The organism is Streptomyces sp. NPDC001514, from assembly GCF_053597075.1.
This window is the reverse complement of the sequence record NZ_JBSFHO010000018.1, coordinates 27,503-49,841: the sequence shown is the minus strand read 5'-3', so window position 1 is coordinate 49,841 and position 22,339 is coordinate 27,503. Positions and strand designations below refer to the sequence as shown.

Sequence of the window (22,339 nt, the reverse complement as noted above, 5' to 3'; positions counted from 1 at the left end):
CCGCCAGTAGAATCCGTTCACGTGACTGCAAAGCCTCGCATCCCCAACGTCCTGGCCGGCCGCTACGCCTCCGCGGAGCTCGCCGTCCTGTGGTCCCCCGAGCAGAAGGTGAAGCTGGAGCGTCAGCTCTGGCTGGCCGTCCTGCGCGCGCAGAAGGACCTCGGGATCGAGGTGCCGGACGCCGCCCTCGCCGACTACGAGCGCGTCCTCGACCAGGTCGACCTCGCCTCCATCGCGGAGCGCGAGAAGGTCACCCGGCACGATGTGAAGGCGCGCATCGAGGAGTTCAACGCCCTCGCCGGCCATGAGCACGTGCACAAGGGAATGACCTCCCGCGATCTGACCGAGAACGTCGAGCAGCTCCAGATCCGCCTCTCGCTGGAACTCATGCGCGACCGCACCGTCGCGGTGCTCGCACGACTCGGCAAGCTGTCCGGGGAGTACGCGGAGCTGGTCATGGCCGGCCGCTCGCACAACGTCGCGGCCCAGGCCACGACGCTCGGCAAGCGCTTCGCGACGGCCGCGGACGAACTGCTGGTCGCGTACGGGCGGCTGGAGGAGCTGCTCGGCCGCTACCCGCTGCGCGGCATCAAGGGCCCCGTCGGTACCGCCCAGGACATGCTCGACCTGCTCGGCGGGGACGCCTCGAAGCTCGCCGAGCTGGAGCAGCGCATCGCGGGCCACCTGGGCTTCGCCCATGCCTTCACCTCCGTCGGCCAGGTCTACCCGCGGTCCCTGGACTACGACGTCGTCACGGCGCTGGTGCAGCTCGCCGCCGCGCCGTCCTCGCTGGCGAAGACGATCCGGCTGATGGCCGGGCACGAGCTGGTCACCGAGGGCTTCAAGCCCGGTCAGGTCGGCTCGTCCGCGATGCCGCACAAGATGAACACCCGCTCCTGCGAACGCGTCAACGGCCTGATGGTCATCCTGCGCGGCTACGCCTCGATGACCGGCGAGCTGGCGGGCGACCAGTGGAACGAGGGCGACGTGTCCTGCTCGGTGGTGCGCCGCGTCGCGCTTCCGGACGCGTTCTTCGCGTTCGACGGGCTGCTGGAGACGTTCCTGACGGTGCTGGACGAGTTCGGCGCGTTCCCGGCGGTCGTCGCCCGTGAACTCGACCGCTACCTCCCGTTCCTGGCCACGACCAAGGTCCTGATGGGTGCGGTGCGCGCCGGGGTCGGCCGCGAGGTCGCCCACGAGACCATCAAGGAGCACGCCGTCGCCTCGGCGCTGGCGATGCGCGAGCAGGGCGCCGAGCGCAACGAGCTGCTCGACAAGCTCGCCGCCGACGACCGCATCCCGCTGGACCGCGCCCAGCTCGACGCCCTGATGGCCGACAAGCTGTCCTTCACGGGTGCGGCGGGCGACCAGGTCGCCTCGGTGGTCGCCCGCATCGAGGAGATCGCCAAGCAGCACCCGGACGCCGCCGCGTACGCGCCGGGGTCGATCCTCTGAACCGGATCGCTCCGTGAGCCGGTTCACCCCCGCCGAGCTGGAGGCCGCCCGCGACCGCCTCGTTCCCGATGTGATCGCGGACGGTCTGTCCGTCCTGTTCTGCGGCATCAATCCCGGGCTGATGTCGGCAGCGACGGGTCACCACTTCGCCCGCCCCGGCAACCGCTTCTGGCCGGTGCTGCATCTCTCGGGCTTCACCCCGCGCCAGTTGAACCCGTCCGAGCAGGACGAGCTGCTGACGTACGGGCTGGGCATCACCAATGTGGCGGCCCGGGCGACCGCGCGGGCCGACGAGCTCGGCGACGAGGAGTTCCGCGAGGGCGGCCGCATCCTCACCGAGATGGTGGAGCGGCTGCGTCCCCACTGGCTGGCGGTCGCCGGAGTCACCGCGTACCGCACGGCCTTCGGGGACCGCACGGCGCGGATAGGGCCGCAGGCGCGGATGATCGGCGAGACCCGTATCTGGGCCCTGCCCAACCCCAGCGGTCTGAACGCCCACTGGACGGCGCAGACCATGGCTGAGGAGTTCGCCCGGCTGCGGGAGGCCGCGGCCACCCCGGGGAGCACCCAAGACACCCCCTAGGGCGGGTCCGTCTCGGTGACGACCGCCAGCAACTGGAAAGGCAGCTCGGGGTCCTGCTGCGAGACGCCCAGCACCACCCACCGACCGTCCACCCGCCACAGATGCACATCGGGCACCGAGTTGCTGAGCGTCCCCCAGGGCTCCGGTATCTCCTCGCCGTCCTCGATGGATCTGGCCAGCAGCGAGCCCAGGCCGAAGACCTGGGCCTCGCCCCACCGCTCGCTGAGCAGCAGGGCCAGGGCCTCGCGCTCCGCTTCGTACTGCTCCTCCACGATCTCCCACCGCGACCTGTCCTCCCAGAAGTCCTCGCTCCTGCTGAGCTCGGCCATGTGGAAGCCGGGACCGCTGTCGCCCACGTCCGATCTGCCCGGCTCCGCGGGAAAGGGACGGGCGCGCAGCAGGTCGATGGTCGCCAGATGCCGTGCGATGGTCATGGGATCAGTAAACCTGCCCTCACTGACATTTGGCGGACCGTCAGGTGGACAGGCCCGGAGCCCCGCGGGGCGTTTCCTCGCGGTGCGGTACGCACGCCTTCTGCCGACGCTCGCCGTGCCCGCCGCCATTGAGTACGATCCGGCAGACACGCGCACGAGCTGGAAGGACACACGGTGGGTCGGCTGACCGGCGGGGACCCGTCGCTGCTGCGGCGGATCAACTCCGCGGTGGTACTCCATGCGCTGCGGGGCGCCGACTCCCCCACGCTCACCGACCTCACCCGGGTCACCGGGCTGTCCCGCCCGACCGTCGAGGGTGTGATCGAAGGGCTGATCGAGGCCGGTCTGGTCCTGGAGGCCGCGCCCGAGGAGGGCGAGGCCCGGCGGCAGGGGCGGCCGGCGCGGAGGTTCCGGTTCCGGGCGGAGGCCGGGCATCTGCTGGGTGTGGAGATCGGCCCGCACCGGGTTGCGGCGCTGCTGTCCGAGCTGGACGGGCGGATCATGGGCGCCGGGTCACGGGAGGTGTCGGAGACCGCGTCGGCCGAGGAGCGGCTCGAACGGGTGCGTACCGTCGTCGCCGATGTGCTGCGCAGGACGGGTGTCGCCCGGAGTTCCCTGCGTGCGGTCGGGGTCGGTACGCCGGGGATCGTGGAGGCCGACGGGACCGTGCGGCTGTGCACCGCGCTGCCCGGCTGGACGGGGCTGGCGCTCGGTGAACGGCTGAGGCGCTCGTTCCGCTGCCCGGTACTCGTGGAGAACGACGCCAATGCCGCGGCCGTCGCCGAGCACTGGAAGGGTGCCGCGACGGACTCGGACGACATCGTCTTCGTCCTGGCGGGGTTGAGCCCGGGCGCGGGCTCGCTGATCGGCGGTCGGCTGCACCGGGGTTACGGCGGCGCGGCCGGGGAGATCGGCGCACTGCATCTGCTGGGCCGGGAGGTCACGCCCGAGACGCTGCTCTCGACGACCGGCGAACCGCTGCACCCCCTGGACGAACAGGCGGTCGCCGAGGTGTTCGCGCTCGCCCGGCAGGGGGACGAGCAGGCGCGGGCCGCCGTCGACCGGTTCATCCAGCGGCTGGTGCACGATGTGGCGGCGCTCGTCCTGGCGCTCGACCCGGAGCTGGTGGTCATCGGCGGCTGGGCGGCCGGTCTGGACGGCGTGCTCGACCCGCTGCGCGACGAGCTGTCCCGCTACTGCCTCCGGCCGCCCCGCGTGGCGCTCTCGATGCTCGGCGAGGCCGCGGTGGCGACGGGGGCGCTGCGGCTGGCGCTGGACCATGTGGAGGAGCAGCTGTTCGCCGTCGAGGGAACGGTGACGGCCCGCCGCTGAGCTCTCGGGAAAACGGTGACGGCCCACCGCCGAGCTCGCGAGAACGGCAACGGCCTGCTGCCGAGCTCGCGGGAGCGCCAACGGCCCGCCGTCGAGTGCGTCGGGCCGACAATACGGCGTCCCGGGGAGCCGGGAAGCGCGGAAAGCTCAGGAAGCGCGGCGCTGCTGCGCGTCGTGCCGGATCTCCAGGTCGCCCGAGTCGCCGAAGGTGAGCCGGCAGGTGTCCGCCCGGTACGTCGCCACGGACATGACGGCGGTGCGGCCTCCGCTGAAGTAGCGCGTGGTGACGACCAGAACCGGCGCGCCGGGCAGTCGGTCCAGCTCCTTGGCGTCGTCGGCCCGGGCGGAACCGAGCTCCACGGCGCGGTCCTGGCCGTCGAGGGCCAGCCGCTGCAGCTCGCGCAGGACGCCGCGGGCGCGGGCCGCGCCGGAGGGGGCGTCGATGGCGGAGAGATCGGGCACCGAGCGGGACGGGACGTAGAGCAGCTCGGCCGCGACCGGCTGGGTGTGGGTGACCAGCATCCGGCGCACGGCGTGGACTTCCTCGTCGCCGTCCGTGTCGAGCGCGCGGGCCACGGCGGCCGGCGCCACGGCGACCGTGCAGTCGAGCGGCTGCCAGGCGTCCCCGGGGGCACCCGGCCAGTCCTGCGGGGAGGTGGAGACGTCGACGCCCATACGGGGAGGGGCGACGGTGGTGCCGACGCCGCGGCGGCGCTGCAACCGTCCCTCCAGCTCCAGCTGTTCGAGCGCCTGGCGGAGGGTGGCGCGGGCGACGCCGAAACGGGCGGCCAGCTCGCGCTCGTTGGGCAGGATCTCACCGACCGAGAAGTCCGAGTCGAGCGCCTCGCCGATCACGGTCTTGAGGTGCCAGTACTTCGGCTCCGGCACCGATTCCAGCTGCGTGGTCCCCACCCTGTCCTCCGCAATCACCGTGGCCCCGGCGGCTTTCCGTGCCCTTGTTTATTAAAGGTTCCTGCACTAACTCTGCCGACCATAGGACGGCACACAGACTTGGTCAAGACCAATCCTCCTGACCTGGGCCATGGAATCACCGTCTGCCACAGAGCGTTCACAGAAGGTTCGTGCTCCTGCGAAGAGCGGCGCAAAAGCAGCGGCCCCGCATCCGACCGGATGCGGGGCCACCGGCAGCGACGGGCCGTCGCCGCTACGCCTCCAGGGCGCCGAGCTTGTCCGGATTCCGTACGAGGTAGATGCACTGGATCCGGCCGTCCCTGACCTCGATCTGCAGGGCCGTGTCCGGGTGTCCGCCCGCGAGGACCAGCAGCCCGGGCGCCCCGTTGAGCTCCGTGAGCCGGAACTCGGAGTCGGGCAGGGGCTCCTTGGTCACGGCATGCAGGAAGCGGCCCACCTTGTCCGCGGTCTCGATGACGCGCAGCGGCGCCTTCGACTTGCCTCCGCTGTCGCTGACCAGCCGGACGTCGGGGGCGAGCAGGTTCAGCAGCGCGTCGAGGTCGCCGCCCGCCGCCGCGGCGAGGAATCGCTCGGTCAGGTCGCGGCGTTCGGCCGGATCGACGTCGTATCGCGGCCTGCGCTCCTCGACATGGCGGCGGGCCCGGCCGGCGAGCTGCCGCACGGCCGCCTCGCTGCGATCCAGGGTTGCCGCGATGTCGCCGTACGGGAATCCGAAGGCCTCCCGCAGCACGAACACCGCGCGCTCCAGCGGCGAGAGCGACTCGAGGACGACGAGGACGGCGAGCGACACGGACTCCGTGAGCATGGCGCGCTCGGCGGTGTCGGGCACGGTGTGGTCGAAGTCGGTCGCGATGGGCTCGGGCAGCCAGGGCCCGACGTACGCCTCACGGCGCGACTGCACCTGCCGCAGCCGGTCGATGGCGAGCCGTGTGGTGATCCGGACCAGATAGCCGCGGGGCTCCAGCACGTCGTCCCGCTCTTGGGCCGACCAACGCAGCCAGGCCTCCTGGACCACGTCCTCGGCGTCGGCGAACCGGCCGAGCATGCGGTAGGCCACGCCCGTCAGCACGGAGCGGTGGGCTTCGAAGGCGTCGGTCAGGGTGTCGGTGGCCACGGTCCCATCCCAGCCGACACGGTCCCCCGTGTCCAGGCGATTGATGTCTGCGTGGCTCAGCACATCCGGATGCGGCCTGCGCACACAATGTGCACGCGGCGGCTGCCGGTGGACGGCGGTCAGGACCTGGGAGGTTCCGATGCGGTACGGAGTGCTGGGCACGGGCGAGGTCGGGCGCACGCTCGGCAGCGAGCTGGTGAAACTGGGGCACGAGGTGCGGATGGGCTCTCGGGACGCGGCCAATCCCGCGGCCGCGGAGTGGGCGTCGGCCGCCGGCCCGGCCGCGGGCCATGGCACGTTCGCGGAGGCCGCGGCGTTCGGCGAGGCGGTGATCTCGGCGGTCGGCGGACGGGTGGCCCTCGCGGCCCTCGAGTCCGCGGGCGAGGAGGCACTCGCCGGCAAGGTGCTCATCGACGTCTCCAACCCGATCGCGTTCGAGGACGGCCGGCTGCGACTCTCGCCCGTCGAGTCGGACAGTGTGGGCGAACAGATCCAGCGGGCCTTTCCCCGGGCCCGGGTCGTGAAGACGCTCAACACCGTCAACTGCGCGGTGATGGTGAACCCCGCGAAGGTGCCGGGCGCCCATCAGGTCTTTCTTTCCGGGGACGACGAGGACGCAAAAGAGCAGACGACGGCGCTGCTGGGGGAATTCGGGTGGCCTGCGGACCGGGTGGTCGACCTCGGCGCGATCGAGTCGGCCCGTGCGGTGGAGATGGTCGTGCCCCTGTGGTTCACCCTCTTCCAGAAGTTCGGGCATGCGGAGTTCAACTTCGAGGTACGCAGGGCGGCCCATTAGCGCGTTCAAGGCGGCACATGTGCGCGTGTCGGCGCGCGATGGCGGGTATCCCTTGAACTGGACCCTACTGAACGGTAATTGTTGCTGACAACGCGTCTACAAGGGCGCGGCCAGGGAGCACAGGGAGCAGCAGCATGGCCTCGAAGGTGTCGTTCACGATCGATTCGCCCCGCGGCAGCCACACAGTCTCCGTGGCGTACGAACGCCGCGGCGCGGGCGAGCCCCTCCTGCTGCTCCACGGCATCGGGCACCACTGGCAGGCCTGGGAACCCGTCCTTCCGCTCCTCGCCCCGGAACGCGACGTGATCGCCGTCGATCTGCCCGGCTTCGGCACGTCCCCGGCGCTGCCCGACGGCGTGTCGTACGGGCTCTCGACGGTCGTGCCGGTGCTCGGCGCGCTCTGCGAAGCGCTCGGCGTCGAACGGCCGCATGTCGCCGGCAACTCCCTCGGCGGGCTGCTCGCCCTGGAACTGGGCCGCGAGAAGCTCGTACGTTCCGTGACGGCACTCTCCCCCGCCGGCTTCTGGACGGAGAGCGAACGCCGGTACGCCTTCGGGACGCTGCTCGCCATGCGGCGGGGCGCCCGGGTCCTCCCCCTGCCGATGATCGGCCGGCTGTCGCGGACAGCCGCCGGGCGGACGGCGCTGACCAGCACCATCTACGCCCGCCCCGGGCGCCGTTCACCCGAGGCGGTTGTCGCCGAGACGCTCGCGCTCCGCGATGCGACCGGCTTCCGGCAGACCCTCGACGCCGGCCGCCAGGTCCTCTTCACCGACGATGTACCGGGCCTGCCCGTCACCGTCGCCTGGGGCACCCGCGACCGGCTGCTGCTGCGCCGCCAGGGCGTCCGCGCCAAGCACGCGATCCCCGGCGCCCGGCTGGTACGGCTGCCCGGCTGCGGTCATGTGCCGATGAACGACGATCCCGCGCTCGTCGCCCGGGTCATCCTCGACGGCAGCCGCTGAATCCCGGTAGGTCGCCTCCTCGACCGGCCGTTGGTCCTCCTCGGTCTGCGGTTCCGGTGGCCTGCGCACGGTTGTTCACGTGGGGTTCGTGTGCTCGCCGTCGCGGGGCACTAGGCATGGGCACGGCAACCTCCCCGCCCCCCTCTGGAGGCCTTCCCATGTCGTACAACCGCCGTGCCGTCCTGCGCGGTTCGCTCGCCGCGTCGGCGGCGCTCACGCTCGGGGCGGCCGCCCCGGCCCAGGCCCTGCGCGGCAGGCCGAGTGCCGGCTGGGGCGTCCAGACCGGTGATGTGACGTCGTCCTCCGGTCTCGTGTGGGTACGGTCGGACCGGCCGGCCCGGATGATCGTGGAGACCTCGGCGACCGAGTCGTTCCGCCGTACGCACCGCTGGCACGGCCCGCTCCTCGGGGCCGGGACGGACTTCACCGGGACGACCGCCCTGCGCGGACTCCCGGCGGGCGAGCAGATCCACTACCGGGTGACGCTCGCCGACCCCGACGACCCGCGCCGCACCGGGGAGCCGGTGTACGGGACGTTCCGTACGGCCCCCGCTCTGCGCCGGTCGTCCGGTGTGCGATTCCTGTGGTCTGGCGACATCGCCGGGCAGGGCTGGGGCATCAACCCGGACATCGGCGGCTTCCGCGCGTACGAGGAGATGCGGCGGCTCGACCCGGACTTCTTCCTGTGCAGCGGGGACACGGTGTACGCGGACGGGCCGATCGCCGCGAGCGTGACGCTGCCCGACGGGCGGGTGTGGCGCAACGTCACGACCGAGGAGAAGTCGAAGGTCGCGGAGACGCTCGCCGAGTACCGCGGGAACTTCCGCTACAACCTGCTCGACGAGAACGTCCGCCGGTTCAACGCGCAGGTCCCGACGGTGGTGCAGTGGGACGACCACGAGGTGCGCAACAACTGGTACCCCGGGCAGCTCATAGACGACGCGCGCTACACCGAGAAGGACGCGAACGTGCTGGCCGGGCGCGCACTGAGGGCGTTCAGTGAGTACTTCCCCGTGTCGACACTGCCCGTCGGCGGCCGCGAGGGGCGGATGCACCGTGTCGTGCGGTACGGGCCCCTGCTGGACGTGTTCGTCCTGGACATGCGTTCCTACCGGAACGCCAACTCCCCCGGTCGGCAGGCCGATGACACGACAGGCATCCTGGGCGCGGAGCAGCTGGCCTGGCTCAAGCGCGAGCTGTCGCGATCGCGTGCCGTGTGGAAGGTGCTGGCGTCCGACATGCCTCTCGGACTCGTCGTGCCTGACGGCGCCACGAACTTCGAGGCGGTCGCGCAGGGCGATCCGGGTGTGCCGCTCGGCCGCGAGCTGCAGATCGCTGACCTGCTGCGGTTCATCAAGCACCGGCGGATCACCGGCACGCTGTGGCTGACCGCGGACGTCCACTACACCTCCGCGCAGCACTACGCGCCGGAGCGGGCGGCGTTCAAGGACTTTGCTCCCTTCTGGGAGTTCGTGTCCGGACCGCTCGCAGCAGGCGGTTTCCCGGCGAACGCGCTGGACGGGACGTTCGGACCGGAGCGGGTGTTCGTACGGGCGCCGGAGCGCGCCAATGTCTCGCCGATGGAGTCGCCCCAGTACTTCGGCGAGGTCGACATCGACGGCGGGAGCGGGGAGTTGACGGTGCGGCTGCGGGCGGAGGGTGGAGCGGTGCTGTTCAGCAAGGTGCTGCAGCCTGGGCGGGTGGGGCAGTAGCCACTCGCGTCCCCGGGCGGGCCGGGGCGGCTCGCGGGCCTGGTGTGGACGGCCAGGGGCGTTGTCAGTGGTGGCCCCTACCGTCCTGCACATGACGCGATCCGTACAGGCATTCGCCTACTCCCGTCCGTCCGCCCTGGAGTCCGCAGGGGGTGGCCGGCTGCTCGGCCTCGAGACCGCCGGTGGGCTGACGCCCGCCGGCGCGGAGGCCCATCCCCGCTTCTTCTCCGGTTTTCTGACGTCGCCCCGGACCGCGGCCCGCGGGCTGCTCGCCGTGGCGGACGTGGCGGCCGCGCGCTACTACCAGCGCGACCTGCGCGCCTCGCTCGACCCGGTGGTGACGGGGAACGGGGACCGGCTCCGGTTCGAGTCGTTCTCCGGATGCTGCGGGGTGTACGCACGCCTCGATGTGCTCCAGGAGGGGCTCGACGGCGGCGAGACCGGCCACGGCACGACGAACGTCGATGTCAACAATCCGCTGCGGGAGGCACTTTCACGGCTCGGCGGGGACGATCCGCTGCATCTGCGGGTCGGCCCGGACAAGCTTGCCGTTACCACGCTGGACGGTGCCGTCGTGGAGAAGAAGGTGCCGCTCCCCGACCGCTGGCTGCGCGGCTTCGCCGAGGCGCAGGTGGTCTCCGCCGGATTCGATCTGCGGGCCGAGCTGACCGCGGCCGAGGCGGTGCGGTTCCTTCGCTCGCTGCCCCGCTCGTCGGGCAGCGCCTCACGGGGTGCCATGTGGGTCGTCCCGGCGGGCAGGACGCTGCGGCCGACGACGCGGCCGTTCCCCGGGGCCGTGTGCCTGCCGGGTCCCGAGCGGCTGGCGGCGTTGCAGCGGGTGCTGCTCCAGGCGACGGGGCTGCGTGTGTACGGGCCGCCGGTGACCGGCGGTGCCGCCACGGCGAGCGCGTGGGAGGTGACGCTTCCGGGCATGCGGCTGACGCTCACGCTGTCCCCGGAGGCGGCACGCGGGTTCTCGGGCGAGGGCGGGGTGCTGGAGGCGCTGGCCACGGACGAGGCCGCCGAGGACGCCGAGTTGGTGTCCGTACTGCTGGCCTGGGAGCCCAGGATCGACCCGGCCGACCTGGCCGAGCAGTCCGGTCTCACGGTCACGCGGGTACGGGCCGCGCTCACGCGGCTCGGCACCGCGGGCCGGGTGGGGTACGACATCGCGGACGCCGCCTACTTCCACCGGGAGCTGCCGTACGACGCGGATCGCACGGAGCGCCACAATCCGCGCCTGGTGGCGGCCCGCGCGCTGGTCTCGGAGGGTGCGGTACGGATCGACGGGGCGAGCGCGACGGTCGCATCGGGCGAGCGGCGCTATCAGGTACGGGACACGGGCGGGGCGTTGAGCTGCACCTGCCAGTGGTGGGCCGACTACCGGGGCACGCGTGGCCCGTGCAAGCACGCACTGGCCGTCCGGATCACGAAGCGGGGTGCTGCGGCGCACGGCACCACGCAGCACGGCGCGGCGAACGACGGCGGGACGGTCGCGTTCGCGGGAGGTGCGCGATGACGGAGACGAAGGATCTGCTCGAAGCCGTGCGGCAGGGCAGGGCCCACGAGGTCCCGGGCCTGCTGAAGCCCATGGCGACGGCCGAACGCCGTGCGGCGCTGGCCGGGTTGAAGGAACTGCGCCGCGAGGTGCGCGGCTGGGGCTGGGAGCGCTGGCAGGAGCAGGGCTCCGTGCGGCGCGCCCTGCTGGTGGCGGGAGCCGGCTGTCACACGGGCGCGGCCGCCGCGGCGACCTGGATCGGAGCGCGCGAGCTGCGCGACTGGCGGTCCCTGCCGGGCACGGACCTGCTCGATGTCCTGGCCGACCGGGATCCGGCGTGGCTGGGCGATGTGGCGCACCGGCTCGCGGCCCGGGACGCCACGGCCGCGGAGGACTACCCGTTCATCGCCGATCTGGTGAGGCTCGCCAAGTGCCCCGTACCGACGACGGACGCCTTTGTGCACGGCTGGGCGGAGTCCCTGATCGAGGCCAGGCCGTCGCACGCCTCCCGGGCCACGCTCCCGCTCGCGCTGCGCAACGATCCGCATGTGCGGGAGCTGGTGCCCCGTCTGTTCGAGACCGTGGAGCCGGCTCCCGTCCTGTCCTGGTACGGCGACCCGGCGGCGCCGAACCACTGGCCGGCGGCGCTCGCCGGGCTGGCGGAGGACGGGGTGGTCGACCGGTCCGTGCTCGTCGACGGGTGCGTGGCCCGGCTGGTGCGCGGTGGGCGGCCCGCACAACTGCGGTTCTTCCTGATCCTGCTCAAGCGGATCGCGCTGACGCCGGCCGAGGAGCGGGAGCGGGCGGCGGACTGGATCGCGATGGCGGCGGACGCGCCCTCGTCGCCGGCCGGTCACGCCCAGGAGGTGCTCGCCCGGCTCGCCGAGTCCGGTGATCTGACGGCGGGGCAGCTGGCGGAGATGTCCACCGCGGTGCTGTTCCGTCCGGAGAAGAAGCTGGTACGGGCCCAGCTGGTGCTGGTCGGCAAGGCGCTGCGGCGCGAGCCGGCGGCCGCGGGCGACCTGCTGCCGGTGGTGGCCGAGGCCTTCGGGCACGAGGACACCGGGATCCAGGAGCGGGCGCTCAAGCTGGTGGGCCGGCACATCCGCGCCGGACGGGGCGGACGGGGCGGACGGGGTGGCCGGGGCGAGCGGGGTGCGGAGGACGTCCTTCGGTCGGAACTGGCAGGCTTCGCGGGCCTGTTGAGTCCGATGCACCGCGCGCTCGCCGCCGAGCTGTTCGGCGAGGCAGTGGAGGCAGGCGATTCCGCTCCGTACGAGGAGACCCTGCCGCCGGTGCCCGAGCCCGAGCGGCTGGCTCCCGCGCCGGACAGCGTCGAGGAGACCGTGGAGCTCACGGTCGCGCTGATCAGGTCGCGCTCCGCTTCGGTGGCGGAGTTCGAGCGCGCGCTCGACGGCCTGGTGCGGCACGCCCACCAGGACCGCGAAGCGCTGGCAGCGGCGCTGCGCCCCGCACTGGCGGACCGCTGGTGGCTCGACGAGGGGTCGGGGGGCGACGCTTCGGACCTGCCGTCCGCCGAGCGGTTCGACGGCGTGGAGATCGTCGCGGCAGCCGTGCTGGACCAGGTGTCGGTGCGCAGCCTGCGGGACGGCCGGATCCGCGGCGGCGCCACCGCCCGCTGCGCCCATCTGGCACTGGACGCCGTGGTCAACGACCGTCTGTGGGAAATCGCCTACCGCATCCGGACCCGGCCGTTGCCGTTCCTCCTCGCCACCCCGACCCAGGGGAACGGCGCGTTGGACGCGGGTGATCTGGTCGAGCGACTGAGCGCCTACCAGCGGCTGTGCGCCGAACCGGCGGAGAGCGACTTCGCCCAGGCCCTGCTACGGGTCCGCCGGGATACGAGCGGTACGGCCGCCGTCGCGGCGGCGGCCGCGGCGCTGGGCACGCGGGAAGGCGAACGGCTCGCCGCGTGGCTCACCTCGGACGGGGACACGGCGCTGCTCGTGCGTCGCGAGCACGAGCCCAACCCTCGGGCCCTGCGCCACTGGTGGGACCGGGCGCGGGATGCCGTGCGCCACATCGTGCTGGAGACCGGGGAGCGGCTCGAGTTCCAGCGCGACTTCCCGCACCCCTTCAGGAGGCTCGGGCGCCCGCACTCCGGGTCGGGCCGCTGCTATCACTGGTCGGCTCTGGAGACCCAGTGGTTCGCTGTGCTGCCCGAGGACCGCGAGACGCTGGCCGTCTGGATGCTGCCCGAGGTGACGGCCTGCGCCACCGCCGAGGAGCGGGGCAACGCGGCGCTGCTGCCGCGGCTGGTCGAATGCGGCGGCCCCGCCGGTGAGGCCATGCATCTGGCCGTCGCGTACGGGCTCGGGGCGCGGCATGCCGAGGACCGGCTCTCGGCGGTGGACGCGCTGCTCGTGCTCGCCGCCCGCGGTGAGCTGGACGGCGGACGGCTGGGCCGTGACGTGGCCGAGCTGCTGCGGCTCGGCACGGTCAAGCCCAACCGGCTTGCGGATGCGGTCCGTACGGCGGCCGCGACCGGTGCGTACGCGACGACGTGGTCGGTGCTGGGCGCGGTCCTGCCCGGTCTGCTGGAGGCCGGTGATCCCCCGCGCGGGACGGGCGAGATACTGGCCGTGGCCGCCGACTGCCTGGAGCGGTGCGGTGCGGCCGTGGAGCCGGGCGGTGTCGCCGAGCCCGACGGCCTCCCGGAGCTGGCCGCCCGAGGCGGCTCCTCCCGGCTGGTGGCGCAGGCCGAGCGGCTTCTGAGCGCGATCCGTCAGAGCCATGGTCAACCCCGGACGCAAATTGCTGAAAATAGCCAATAACCTGCTAGATCCATGCTTAACCCGTCAGTCACAAAGCGTTCGTGATCACGCAACACCGCTCGGTCACAGTGATTCCATGACTGAAGTGACGTACGCGAAGCGCGCCCGCCGCCAGCACCACCACTGGCGGCGGGACCTTGTCGAGCTGGCCGCCCTGTTCACCGCCGTCGCCGTCGCCGACGCCGTGGCGAACATGATCGCCCACGGTCCCGACGGCCCGTATCTGCTGGTCGCCTCCGCCGTCGCGCTGGTCGCCACGGCCGCGTTCCACACATGGTGGGCACGCCGCCACGGCCATGCGCCTCCCGCCGCCGATACCGGCGGTCCCGGGGCCACCGGCTCCGGGACCGCACGCCTCGCCGCCACGCCCGGCGCGTCGGGTGCCGCCGGCGGATCCGACGGGCCGCGCGAGACGGCGCTGTGGCGGATGCGGACGACCGTACGGGACGAGCCCGGCAGTCTCGCCGCGCTGTGCACGGCCCTCGCCCGGCACCACGTGGACATCCTCACGCTCCAGACGCACCCGCTGGCGGACGGCACCGTCGACGAGTTCCTGCTGCGGGCGCCCGCGGCACTCCAGGCGCAGGAGATCACCCGCGAGGTCTCGGCCGCGGGCGGCAGCAGCACCTGGATCGAGCGGGCCGACGCCCATGACCTGGTGGACACTCCGACCCGACTGCTCGGCCTCGCCACCCGCACCGCGCTCGATGCCGCCGAACTCCCCCTCGCACTACGTCAGTTGCTCGGCCGGTGCACGATCCACTCGCTGCCTGCCGTCAACCTCGCGGGCCGGCCGACCGGCGAGCCCGCACCTGTCGAGGGCGTGCTGGACGAGACCGTGATGCGGCTGCGCGATCCGAGCGGTGGCACGATCACGGTCGAGCGGCCCTATCTGCCGTTCACGCCCACCGAGTTCGCCCGCGCCCGTGCGCTCGTCGAGCTCGACGCCCGCCTCGGCCCGCGCATTCCGCGCAGCCAGGACGTGCTGACCCTCCCCGAGGGCAACGAGATCACCGTGCGCCGCGCCGACCGGAGCGACGTCGCCGCGGCCCGCGCGATGCACGACCGCTGCTCCGCGCGCACCCTGAGCCTGCGCTACCACGGCCCGGTCGGCGACGCGGACCGCTATCTGAACCATCTGCTCAGCCCCCGCTTCGGACGCACCCTCGCCGTCGAGACGACCTCCGGCCGGCTCGTCGCCCTGGGCCATCTGCTGTGGGACGGCGACGAGACCGAGGTCGCGCTGCTCGTCGAGGACGAGTGGCAGCGCCGTGGCATCGGCTCCGAGCTGCTCGGCCGGCTGGTCACGATGGCCGTCGAGGCGGGATGCGAGAGCGTGTACGCCGTGACACAGGCGTCCAACACGGGCATGGTCGCTGCCATGCGCGGTCTCGGTCTCCCGCTCGACTACCAGATCGAGGAGGGCACCCTGGTGATCACCGCCCGGCTGGGCGCGACTCCCGTAGCGTCGCGGGTGCCCTACGAGATCCCGCAGGGACTGCCCCGCGAGCTCCCTCGGATCAGGCCGTTCCCGCACGGGCGGGCCGAGCAGGGCTAGCGCTCGCACGGGCGGACGACCGGGCAGGGGTGGCGCTCAGCGCCTCGCACAGATCCGCCCAGAGATCCTCCACGTCCTCGAGACCGACCGACATGCGCAGCAGCCGGTCGCTGACGCCCGCGGCACGCCGGTCTCCCTCGGCCACGATCCGGTGGCTGATGGAGGCCGGGTGCTGGATCAGGGTGTCGACGCTGCCGAGGCTCACCGCGGGCGTGATCAGCTTGACGCCCGCGATCACGTCGCGCGGCTCGCCGTACACCTCGAAGCTGACCATCGCGCCGCCGATCTCCGGGTAGTGGACCCGGGCGACGCGCGGGTCGGCGGCGAGCCGCCGGGCCAGATCGGCGGCGGTCACCGATGCCGCCCGGATACGTACCGGAAGCGTGGACAGTCCCCGCAGCAGCAGATAGCCGGCCATCGGGTGGAGCACCCCGCCGGTGGCGAAGCGCACCTGGCGCAGGGCGGCCGCGAACTCGTCGTCGCAGGCCACGACCCCGCCCATCACATCACCGTGCCCGCCCAGGTACTTGGTCGCGCTGTGCAGCACGATCCGTGCGCCGTGTTCCACGGGGCGCTGCAGAACGGGGGTGGCGAAGGTGCTGTCCACCAGCAGCGGTACCGACCCGCAGGAGTGGGCGAGAGCCTTGATGTCGGTCTCGGCGAGGGTCGGGTTGGCGGGTGTCTCGACCATCACCAGCCCGGTGTCCGGCCGGATCGCGTCCGCGACGCCCGCCGGGTCGGTCCAGGTGACCTCGGTGCCGAGCAGTCCGCCGTCCAGCAGATGGTCACTGCAACCGTAGAGCGGACGGACCGCGACGACATGGCGCAGGCCCAGGGAGGCCCTGACCAGCAGCACCGCGGTCAGCGCCGCCATTCCGCTGGCGAAGGCCACCGCGTCGTCCGTCCCCTCGAGCCGGGCCAGTGCGGTCTCGAAGCGGGCCGTCGTGGGATTGTCGAGCCGGGCGTAGACCGGAGGCCCGTCCAGTCGGCCCCCGTTCGCGGCGAAGGCATCGATACGTGCGGCCTCCGCGGCCACATCGCGCGAGGGGTAGGTGGTGGAGAGGTCGATCGGTGCGGCGTGCAGGCCCAGCTCCACGAGATCCTCGCGGCCGGCGTGCACGGCTTCGGTGGCGAGCGCCCTGGTGGCCGGGGTGGGTGCGGGCATGGGGGCGGTCGAGGCGGCGAAGTCCATGGCCGCACTCTGAACAATTACCGAGGAGTATCGCGGTTGCTCCGTGTTACGTTCGGGCCATGGCTGAATCCGTCGTTCTGGACCCGGTAGATCTGCACATACTGCGCGTTCTGCAGAACGACGCCCGGACCACCTACCGGGAGGTGGCCGCCGAGGTGGGCGTCGCTCCCTCGACCTGCCTGGACCGGGTCGCCCGGCTCCGCCGCAGCGGCGTGATCCTCGGCCATCAGCTCCGCATCGATCCGGCCAAACTCGGCAGGGGGCTTGAAGCGCTCCTTTCCGTTCAGGTACGGCCCCACCGCAGGGATCTGATCGGTCCGTTCGTCGAGCGGGTGCGGGCGCTGCCCGAGTCGCGGGCGCTCTTCCATCTGACCGGCCCCGACGACTATCTGGTGCATGTGGCCGTCGCTGACGCGGCGGATCTCCAGCGACTCGTGCTCGACGAGTTCACCTCGCGGCCCGAAGTCGCCCGGGTGGAGACCCGGTTGATCTTCCAGCACTGGGACTGCGGACCGCTGCTTCCGCCGGCCGCCTGAGGCCGCCTGGCAGGCTCGTTTGTCAGCCGACCGAGATCCGACGATGGTGACGCGGGCCCCTCGCTCGGCCAGGATGAGCACATGCCAGACACACCGAGCAGCGCGCTGCCCCGCCAGGTCGCCGACGCCTACGTCGACGCACTCATCGACCTCGATCCGATCACCGGTACCTACCTGGGAGTCCCGGAGAGCGCCGGCCGCCTCCCCGACTTCTCCCCGGCCGGCCAGCAGGCCGTGGCCGAACTCGCCCGTGAGACGCTCCGGCGCCTCGACGAGGCGGAGCGGCAGCCCGGCGCCGGTTCGGATGCCGAGCGGCGCTGCGGGCGCCTCCTGCGCGAGCGGCTCACCGCCGAACTGGCCGTGCACGACGCCGATGAGGGGTTGCGCACCGTCAGCAACCTGCGCTCCCCCGCGCACGCCGTGCGCAATGTCTTCACCTTGATGCCGACGGAATCGAAGACGGACTGGGCCACGATCGCCGAGCGGCTGCGTGCGGTCCCCGACGCTCTTGAGGGCTACAGGGAATCGCTCGGGCTCGGGCTCGAGCGCAAGCTGCCTGCAGGTCCGCGGGCCACGGCGGCCTTCATCGGACAGCTCGACGAGTGGTCGGGAGCGGCCGGCCCCGACGGGATGGCCCAGAGCTGGTTCCAGGAGTTCGTCGCCCCGGGCCCGGACGAGCTGCGCGCCGAGCTGGACAGCGCGGCGCTCGCGGCCACGGCGGCGGTCAGCGGGCTGCGCGACTGGATGCGCGATGTCTACGCCCCCGCGCTGGACTCGGCGTCCGACACGGTGGGCCGCGAGCGGTACGCGCGCTGGGTCCGCTATTTCAACGGCACCGACCTCGACCTCGACGAGGCGTACGCGTACGGCTGGGCCGAATACCACCGCCTGCTCGGCGAGATGAAGATCGAGGCCGACAAGATCCTGCCCGGCTCCGGCCCTTGGGAGGCGCTCGCCCACCTCGATGAGCACGGCACCCACATCGAGGGCGTCGAGGAGGTCCGGGTCTGGCTGCAGAGCCTGATGGACGAGGCGGTCGAAGCGCTGGACGGTACGCACTTCGAACTCGCCGAGCGGGTACGAAGGGTCGAGTCCCGCATCGCCCCGGCCGGCAGCGCGGCCGCCCCGTACTACACCGGTCCGTCGGAGGACTTCTCGCGGCCGGGCCAGACCTGGCTGCCGACGATGGGCGAGACGCGTTTTCCCGTGTACGACCTGGTCTCCACCTGGTACCACGAGGGCGTGCCCGGCCACCATCTGCAGATCGCGCAGTGGGTGCACGTCGCCGACCAGCTCTCCCGCTACCAGGCGACCATCGGCGGTGTCAGCGCCAACGCCGAGGGGTGGGCGCTCTACGCGGAGCGGCTCATGGACGAGCTCGGATTCCTGCCCGACCCGGAGCGCCGGCTCGGCTATCTCGACGCGCAGATGATGCGGGCCTGCCGGGTCATCGTGGACATCGGCATGCACCTGGAGCTGGAGATCCCGGGCGACTCGCCGTTCCACCCGGGCGAGCGGTGGACACCGGAGCTGGCGCAGGACTTCTTCGGCCGCCACAGCGGCCGGCCCGCGGAATTCGTCGAGAGCGAGCTGACCCGCTATCTCTCCATGCCGGCCCAGGCCATCGGCTACAAGCTCGGCGAACGCGCGTGGCTCCGGGGGCGCGAGGCCGCGAGGGCGGCGCACGGCGACGCCTTCGACGCCAAGGCCTGGCACATGGCGGCGCTGTCCCAGGGGCCGCTGGGCCTCGACGACCTGGTCGACGAACTGTCGAAGCTCTGACCTCGGGCTCTTACGGGGCGGACCCCGCCGGCGCCCGGCCCCGCGAGGTCGGGCGCCGGCGCGGTGGGGTGCGGTGGGGTGCGGGGCGCCTGCGGCGGGCCTTCTCCCCGCCCCGCCCCTTCCCGCTGTGTCGATGTGCGGCTCCGCCGCGTGGGGGGCTCCGCCCCCAGACCCCGGGGACCCCGCCCGGTACCGCCCGCGCGTCCGGCGTGTCCGTCCTCACACGCCGGACGGCTGAGAATCAGCCCCGCCGGCGTCTGAGGCGCGGGGGTCCGGGGGCGGAGCCCGGCGCAGGCGCCCCGCCCCGCACCCGGTGTCAGCAGCCGCAGTCCTCCCCCGCCACCGGCGCCGTCAGCGGGTCCGGGGTGGCCCGCTTCTCGCCCTCCCAGGTCTCGTACGCGAAGCCCTCCCGTACCCAGTACTCGAAGCCACCGAGCATCTCCTTGACCTGGTAGCCGAGTTCGGCGAGGGCCAGCGCGGCGCGGGTGGCGCCGTTGCAGCCGGGGCCCCAGCAGTAGGTGACGACCGGCACCGACGGGTCGAGGAGCTGCTGCGCCTGCTCGGGTATCAGGGCTGTGGGCAGATGGATCGCCCCGGGGACATGGCCCTGGTCCCAGGATTCGGTGGACCGTGAGTCGAGCACGACGAAGCCGAGGTCGCCGTCGTCGGCGTGGGCGGCAAGCGCGGCGGCCACGTCCGACACGTCGGCGTGGAAGGCCAGATTGGCGGAGAAGTACGCGGCGGCCGCCGCCGGGGAGGCAGGAGGAACGCGGAGCACGGGGTTCGTGGTGAGGTGCGTCGTTGTCATGGCTCCGAAGGTACGGCCGTTGATCGTCCCGCTGAAGTGGAATTCCCCGGCACATCTCTTGATGGGCCGGGGAATCCCCTGCTATTCCTCGGGGATGACGGGATATTCACCGGACGCCACGGACTGGCGCATCCTCGACGCCCTGCAGAACCAGGGCCGGGCCAGCTTCGCCGAGCTGGCCAGAACCGTTTCGATGTCGCCGAGCGCGGTGACGGAGCGGGTCCGCAGGCTGGAGGAGGCCGGGGTGATCTCCGGGTACACGGCCGTGGTGGACCACGAGCGCCTCGGGCTGCCGGTCCTCGCGTTCGTACGCCTTCGCTATCCGAACGGCAACTACAAGCCGTTCCACGATCTGCTCGAGGCGACGCCGGAGATCCTGGAGGCCCACCATGTGACCGGCGACGACTGCTTCGTGCTGAAGGTCGCCGCCCGGTCGATGAGGCATCTGGAGGAGGTCTCCGGGAAGATCGGCACGCTCGGCTCGGTGACCACGAGCGTCGTGTACTCGTCGCCTCTGCCGCGGCGGCCCGTCAGCCGCTGACGCCTGCGCCTGCGCCCGCGCCCGCGCCCGCGCGCAGCCGTACGGCGGATCCGTGCCGCTCCTTGACCACCTCCAGCTGGACGGGGATCCCGCGGCGCAGGTCGGCGACATGGCTGACGACGCCGACGCTGCGGTCGCGTTCACGGAGCGAGTCGATGACGTCGAGGTCATCGCGACGGTGCCCGACGACGCGGTCGGCGGCGTGCTCGGCGACCTGGCGGCACGGCGCGGCCGGGTCACCGACTCAACGGCACGGGCCGGTACGGCGGTGCTCACCGCCACCGTGCCGCTGGCGGAGCTCTTCGGCTACGCCTCGCGCCTACCCAGCCCCGCCCAGGGCCGGGGCACGATCACCACCCGGCCGCTGGGCTACGCGCCGGCGCAGGTGACCGGCTGACGGCGGCAGGGCCGGCATGTGTGCGGTGACCGGCTGACGGCAGCATCGGCCTCACTCCGGAAGGAACAAGGCCCGCTCCCGGCCGTCTCCTGGCACACTGTGCCGACCGAAGATGCCCGCGGGGGAGGGGACGTCATGACGAATCCGCTGGTCGTCAGCCGGATACTCGGGGACCAGCCGTTCGCGGAGATCGGCAGGCCCCAGTGGGCAGTGGCCGACGTGACGCACGGTTGCGTGATCGCGGCGGGCAGTCTCGGCCATGTCGACTGGCGCGGCCGCGGCTCGTGGAAGAGCTACCGGATTGGCGTGTACGAGGCGGCGGACCTGCACCCCCGTCACATCATTCCCTCCCGGTACCCGGTGTGCGCGATCGCCCTCCACCCGTCGCTGCCGCTCGCGGCGATCGGGACCGGACGGTACGACGGCACCTGGGACTACGAGGGGCAACTCCTCCTGCTGCACCTGGAGACCGGCCAGGTTACCGACCTGCTGAGCAAGTCCCGTCAGGTGCGGCATCTGCGCTGGCTGGACGACGGCAGGCTGGCGATGCTGATCTCGCCCGAGGACAAGGACGGGGGTTTCCGCAAAGGCTTCGAGCTGGCCGTCGAGGCGGCGGACTGGCTGTCCGCTCCCGCCGGCCTGGTCGACCCCGCGACCGTACGCCATCCGATGGTCGAGAGCGGCCTGCTCTACGATCCGCACGCGGAGGAGGCCCTGCGGGACCTCGCCGGAACCGTGGGCGCGGAGTGGGAGCGGCGGGAGAGCGTCCGCGCCGTCGCCGCGCTGCGGGACGGCCGGGTGCTCTCGACCGGCCAGTTCACGGACCTCGAATGCTGGCTTCCCTCAGGTGCGTTGCAGTGGTCGCTGCCCGCCGAGGGAGAGGGGAGCGTACAGCTTGCGGTGTCCCCCGGCGAGGAGTCGGCCTGGGTGAGCCACCGGGGATTTCGTCGCGATCCCGCGACCGGTGAGCTTCACGCCCGCGCGCCGCTGGTCCACCGGGTGGCCACGGCGACGGGCGACCGTGTCGACACCGTCGAGCTCGGGTTCGGGGTCGTGTTGGCGTCGAACGCGGAGGGCTGGGTTGCGCTTCGTGACCCGGGCACGCCACCGGAGCGGGAGGAATGGCCGACCGTGCTGCTGGCGCCCACCCACCAGGAGCAGGCTCGTCTGATGCTCCCCTGGCGGAGGTCGGGCGCCCCGGCGCTGCGCATCCGGCACAGTGAGCGGCTGATCTACCTCGACTGTCCGCGGCCGCCGGACGACGCAGAGTGGATCTGCGCGATCGAGCCTCCGGGCGCTCACGGCCCGGCGCGCCTGAGTCCGCTGTTCCCGCTGCGGTGGGACCCAGCTTCAGACATAACCCCCTGGTCGGGTCCGGGAATCGAGCTGACGGACGAATCGGGCACTGCTCTGGTCCACGCGGGACGGACCTTCAAGAAAGGCGCCACGTACCGTGACTCCCGCGAGGGCACCTGCGTCGTACGCCGCCACGTCCCGGACGGCACGGCCGCCTGGGTGCACACCTCGGACCTCCCCCTGGCCGACCTGGACGGCGACCGGGAGACGGTCTACGTCGCCTACCGCACCGGCGAGGTGGAAGCCCTCGACCCGGCGACGGGCACCGTGCGCCGGCGGCACCAACTGCTCGCGCACGGCCACGCGGTGACACCGCTGTGCGTCACCTACGACGCGGACCGGCGAAGGCTGCTCGTGGGGACGGTGGACGGGCGGATCCTGGACTGCTCGGTGGAGGACGGCAGCTGGCCAGGGTGTGGGCGGGCGACCTGAGTGCTGTGCACGAGCGGTTTGTGCACCGGTTCGCCAGGTCGGAGCCGCGGGAGTCGGCACCGGCGTATATGCGGGGTCTGATCGCTCCTTTGGAGCGAAGAACAGCGGCGGGCCGACGGC

Annotated in this window: 18 protein-coding genes and 2 pseudogenes; 15 read left to right on the top strand and 5 right to left on the bottom strand. The window is 72.4% G+C overall.

The annotated features are described in order from the left end of the window. The first annotated feature begins 21 nt into the window (after window positions 1-21). Window positions 22-1,455, top strand: a complete 1,434-nt coding sequence (gene purB, locus ACWCXB_RS20120) for an adenylosuccinate lyase (protein WP_450724667.1) — start codon at window positions 22-24, stop codon at window positions 1,453-1,455. A gap of 13 nt (window positions 1,456-1,468) precedes the next feature. Further along, window positions 1,469-2,038 (top strand): G/U mismatch-specific DNA glycosylase, encoded by a 570-nt coding sequence (gene mug, locus ACWCXB_RS20115; RefSeq protein ID WP_450724666.1) that lies wholly within the window; start codon window positions 1,469-1,471, stop codon window positions 2,036-2,038. Here mug and ACWCXB_RS20110 read toward each other — a convergent pair. Beyond that, window positions 2,035-2,472, bottom strand: a complete 438-nt coding sequence (locus ACWCXB_RS20110) for a hypothetical protein (protein ID WP_450724664.1) — start codon at window positions 2,470-2,472, stop codon at window positions 2,035-2,037. The genes mug and ACWCXB_RS20110 overlap by 4 nt on opposite strands. 174 nt (window positions 2,473-2,646) lie before the next feature. Between ACWCXB_RS20110 and ACWCXB_RS20105 the strand changes: the two genes are divergently transcribed. Next, window positions 2,647-3,804 carry an ROK family transcriptional regulator gene (locus tag ACWCXB_RS20105; RefSeq protein WP_450724662.1) on the top strand — a complete coding sequence of 386 codons (1,158 nt, stop codon included), beginning with the start codon at window positions 2,647-2,649 and terminating at the stop codon, window positions 3,802-3,804. A 147-nt stretch (window positions 3,805-3,951) separates the two neighbouring features. Here ACWCXB_RS20105 and ACWCXB_RS20100 read toward each other — a convergent pair whose 3' ends face one another. Next, window positions 3,952-4,716 (bottom strand): GntR family transcriptional regulator, encoded by a 765-nt coding sequence (locus ACWCXB_RS20100; protein WP_450724660.1) that lies wholly within the window; start codon window positions 4,714-4,716, stop codon window positions 3,952-3,954. A 253-nt stretch (window positions 4,717-4,969) separates the two neighbouring features. Continuing rightward, window positions 4,970-5,851, bottom strand: a complete 882-nt coding sequence (gene sigJ, locus ACWCXB_RS20095) for an RNA polymerase sigma factor SigJ (protein ID WP_450724658.1) — start codon at window positions 5,849-5,851, stop codon at window positions 4,970-4,972. A gap of 139 nt (window positions 5,852-5,990) precedes the next feature. On the opposite strand from sigJ, the gene ACWCXB_RS20090 reads away from it, so the two are divergent. The 6 genes from ACWCXB_RS20090 (at window position 5,991) to ACWCXB_RS20065 (ending at window position 15,175) form a co-directional block, all read left to right on the top strand. Next, the gene (locus tag ACWCXB_RS20090; RefSeq protein WP_450724656.1) at window positions 5,991-6,647 is read left to right on the top strand and encodes an NADPH-dependent F420 reductase; all 657 of its coding nucleotides are present in this window, start codon (window positions 5,991-5,993) and stop codon (window positions 6,645-6,647) included. A gap of 134 nt (window positions 6,648-6,781) precedes the next feature. Next, complete coding sequence (locus ACWCXB_RS20085) at window positions 6,782-7,612, top strand: alpha/beta fold hydrolase (RefSeq protein WP_450724654.1); 831 nt, start codon at window positions 6,782-6,784, stop codon at window positions 7,610-7,612. A 158-nt stretch (window positions 7,613-7,770) separates the two neighbouring features. Further along, a complete protein-coding gene (locus ACWCXB_RS20080; protein ID WP_450724652.1) occupies window positions 7,771-9,324 on the top strand; it encodes an alkaline phosphatase D family protein in 1,554 nt (517 codons plus the stop codon). A 91-nt stretch (window positions 9,325-9,415) separates the two neighbouring features. After that, window positions 9,416-10,843: an SWIM zinc finger family protein gene (locus ACWCXB_RS20075; RefSeq protein WP_450724650.1), complete on the top strand. Its 1,428-nt coding sequence runs from the start codon at window positions 9,416-9,418 to the stop codon at window positions 10,841-10,843. Beyond that, a complete protein-coding gene (locus ACWCXB_RS20070) occupies window positions 10,840-13,617 on the top strand; it encodes a DUF6493 family protein (protein ID WP_450724648.1) in 2,778 nt (925 codons plus the stop codon). Before ACWCXB_RS20075 ends, ACWCXB_RS20070 begins: the two co-directional genes overlap by 4 nt. Before the next feature lie 76 nt (window positions 13,618-13,693). After that, window positions 13,694-15,175: a GNAT family N-acetyltransferase gene (locus ACWCXB_RS20065; RefSeq protein ID WP_450724646.1), complete on the top strand. Its 1,482-nt coding sequence runs from the start codon at window positions 13,694-13,696 to the stop codon at window positions 15,173-15,175. On the opposite strand, the gene ACWCXB_RS20060 is transcribed toward ACWCXB_RS20065, so the two are convergent. Continuing rightward, window positions 15,138-16,367, bottom strand: a complete 1,230-nt coding sequence (locus ACWCXB_RS20060) for a trans-sulfuration enzyme family protein (protein ID WP_450724644.1) — start codon at window positions 16,365-16,367, stop codon at window positions 15,138-15,140. The two genes, ACWCXB_RS20065 and ACWCXB_RS20060, sit on opposite strands and share 38 nt — an antisense overlap. A 59-nt stretch (window positions 16,368-16,426) precedes the next feature. Between ACWCXB_RS20060 and ACWCXB_RS20055 the strand changes: the two genes are divergently transcribed. Both ACWCXB_RS20055 and ACWCXB_RS20050 read left to right on the top strand, forming a co-directional pair. After that, a complete protein-coding gene (locus ACWCXB_RS20055) occupies window positions 16,427-16,903 on the top strand; it encodes an Lrp/AsnC family transcriptional regulator (protein WP_450724642.1) in 477 nt (158 codons plus the stop codon). Between the two features lie 81 nt (window positions 16,904-16,984). Then, a complete protein-coding gene (locus ACWCXB_RS20050) occupies window positions 16,985-18,685 on the top strand; it encodes a DUF885 domain-containing protein (RefSeq protein ID WP_450724640.1) in 1,701 nt (566 codons plus the stop codon). A gap of 316 nt (window positions 18,686-19,001) precedes the next feature. On the opposite strand, the gene ACWCXB_RS20045 is transcribed toward ACWCXB_RS20050, so the two are convergent. Continuing rightward, a complete protein-coding gene (locus tag ACWCXB_RS20045) occupies window positions 19,002-19,493 on the bottom strand; it encodes a rhodanese-like domain-containing protein (RefSeq protein WP_450724638.1) in 492 nt (163 codons plus the stop codon). 94 nt (window positions 19,494-19,587) lie between these two features. Between ACWCXB_RS20045 and ACWCXB_RS20040 the strand changes: the two genes are divergently transcribed. The 4 genes and pseudogenes from ACWCXB_RS20040 to ACWCXB_RS20025 form a co-directional block, all read left to right on the top strand. Continuing rightward, complete coding sequence (locus tag ACWCXB_RS20040; protein ID WP_450724636.1) at window positions 19,588-20,034, top strand: Lrp/AsnC family transcriptional regulator; 447 nt, start codon at window positions 19,588-19,590, stop codon at window positions 20,032-20,034. Window positions 20,035-20,194: 160 nt separating this feature from the next. Then, window positions 20,195-20,431, top strand: a pseudogene (fusA, locus tag ACWCXB_RS20035) (elongation factor G); the annotation flags it as partial. 135 nt (window positions 20,432-20,566) lie between these two features. Continuing rightward, a complete protein-coding gene (locus ACWCXB_RS20030) occupies window positions 20,567-22,219 on the top strand; it encodes a hypothetical protein (protein ID WP_450724634.1) in 1,653 nt (550 codons plus the stop codon). Beyond that, window positions 22,192-22,320, top strand: a pseudogene (locus ACWCXB_RS20025) (IS701 family transposase); the annotation flags it as partial. The gene ACWCXB_RS20030 and the pseudogene ACWCXB_RS20025, both read left to right, overlap by 28 nt. Window positions 22,321-22,339 lie beyond the last annotated feature (19 nt).

What these genes read in the sequence shown, in the direction of transcription:
- ACWCXB_RS20110 (WP_450724664.1), bottom strand. Translation starts at nt 2,472, where the DNA reads ATGACCATCGCACGGCATCTGGCGACCATCGACCTGCTGCGCGCCCGT.
- ACWCXB_RS20090 (WP_450724656.1), top strand. Translation starts at nt 5,991, where the DNA reads ATGCGGTACGGAGTGCTGGGCACGGGCGAGGTCGGGCGCACGCTCGGC.
- ACWCXB_RS20085 (WP_450724654.1), top strand. Translation starts at nt 6,782, where the DNA reads ATGGCCTCGAAGGTGTCGTTCACGATCGATTCGCCCCGCGGCAGCCAC.
- ACWCXB_RS20080 (WP_450724652.1), top strand. Translation starts at nt 7,771, where the DNA reads ATGTCGTACAACCGCCGTGCCGTCCTGCGCGGTTCGCTCGCCGCGTCG.
- ACWCXB_RS20075 (WP_450724650.1), top strand. Translation starts at nt 9,416, where the DNA reads ATGACGCGATCCGTACAGGCATTCGCCTACTCCCGTCCGTCCGCCCTG.
- ACWCXB_RS20070 (WP_450724648.1), top strand. Translation starts at nt 10,840, where the DNA reads ATGACGGAGACGAAGGATCTGCTCGAAGCCGTGCGGCAGGGCAGGGCC.
- ACWCXB_RS20065 (WP_450724646.1), top strand. Translation starts at nt 13,694, where the DNA reads ATGACTGAAGTGACGTACGCGAAGCGCGCCCGCCGCCAGCACCACCAC.
- ACWCXB_RS20060 (WP_450724644.1), bottom strand. Translation starts at nt 16,367, where the DNA reads ATGGACTTCGCCGCCTCGACCGCCCCCATGCCCGCACCCACCCCGGCC.
- ACWCXB_RS20055 (WP_450724642.1), top strand. Translation starts at nt 16,427, where the DNA reads ATGGCTGAATCCGTCGTTCTGGACCCGGTAGATCTGCACATACTGCGC.
- ACWCXB_RS20050 (WP_450724640.1), top strand. Translation starts at nt 16,985, where the DNA reads ATGCCAGACACACCGAGCAGCGCGCTGCCCCGCCAGGTCGCCGACGCC.
- ACWCXB_RS20045 (WP_450724638.1), bottom strand. Translation starts at nt 19,493, where the DNA reads ATGACAACGACGCACCTCACCACGAACCCCGTGCTCCGCGTTCCTCCT.
- ACWCXB_RS20040 (WP_450724636.1), top strand. Translation starts at nt 19,588, where the DNA reads ATGACGGGATATTCACCGGACGCCACGGACTGGCGCATCCTCGACGCC.
- ACWCXB_RS20030 (WP_450724634.1), top strand. Translation starts at nt 20,567, where the DNA reads ATGACGAATCCGCTGGTCGTCAGCCGGATACTCGGGGACCAGCCGTTC.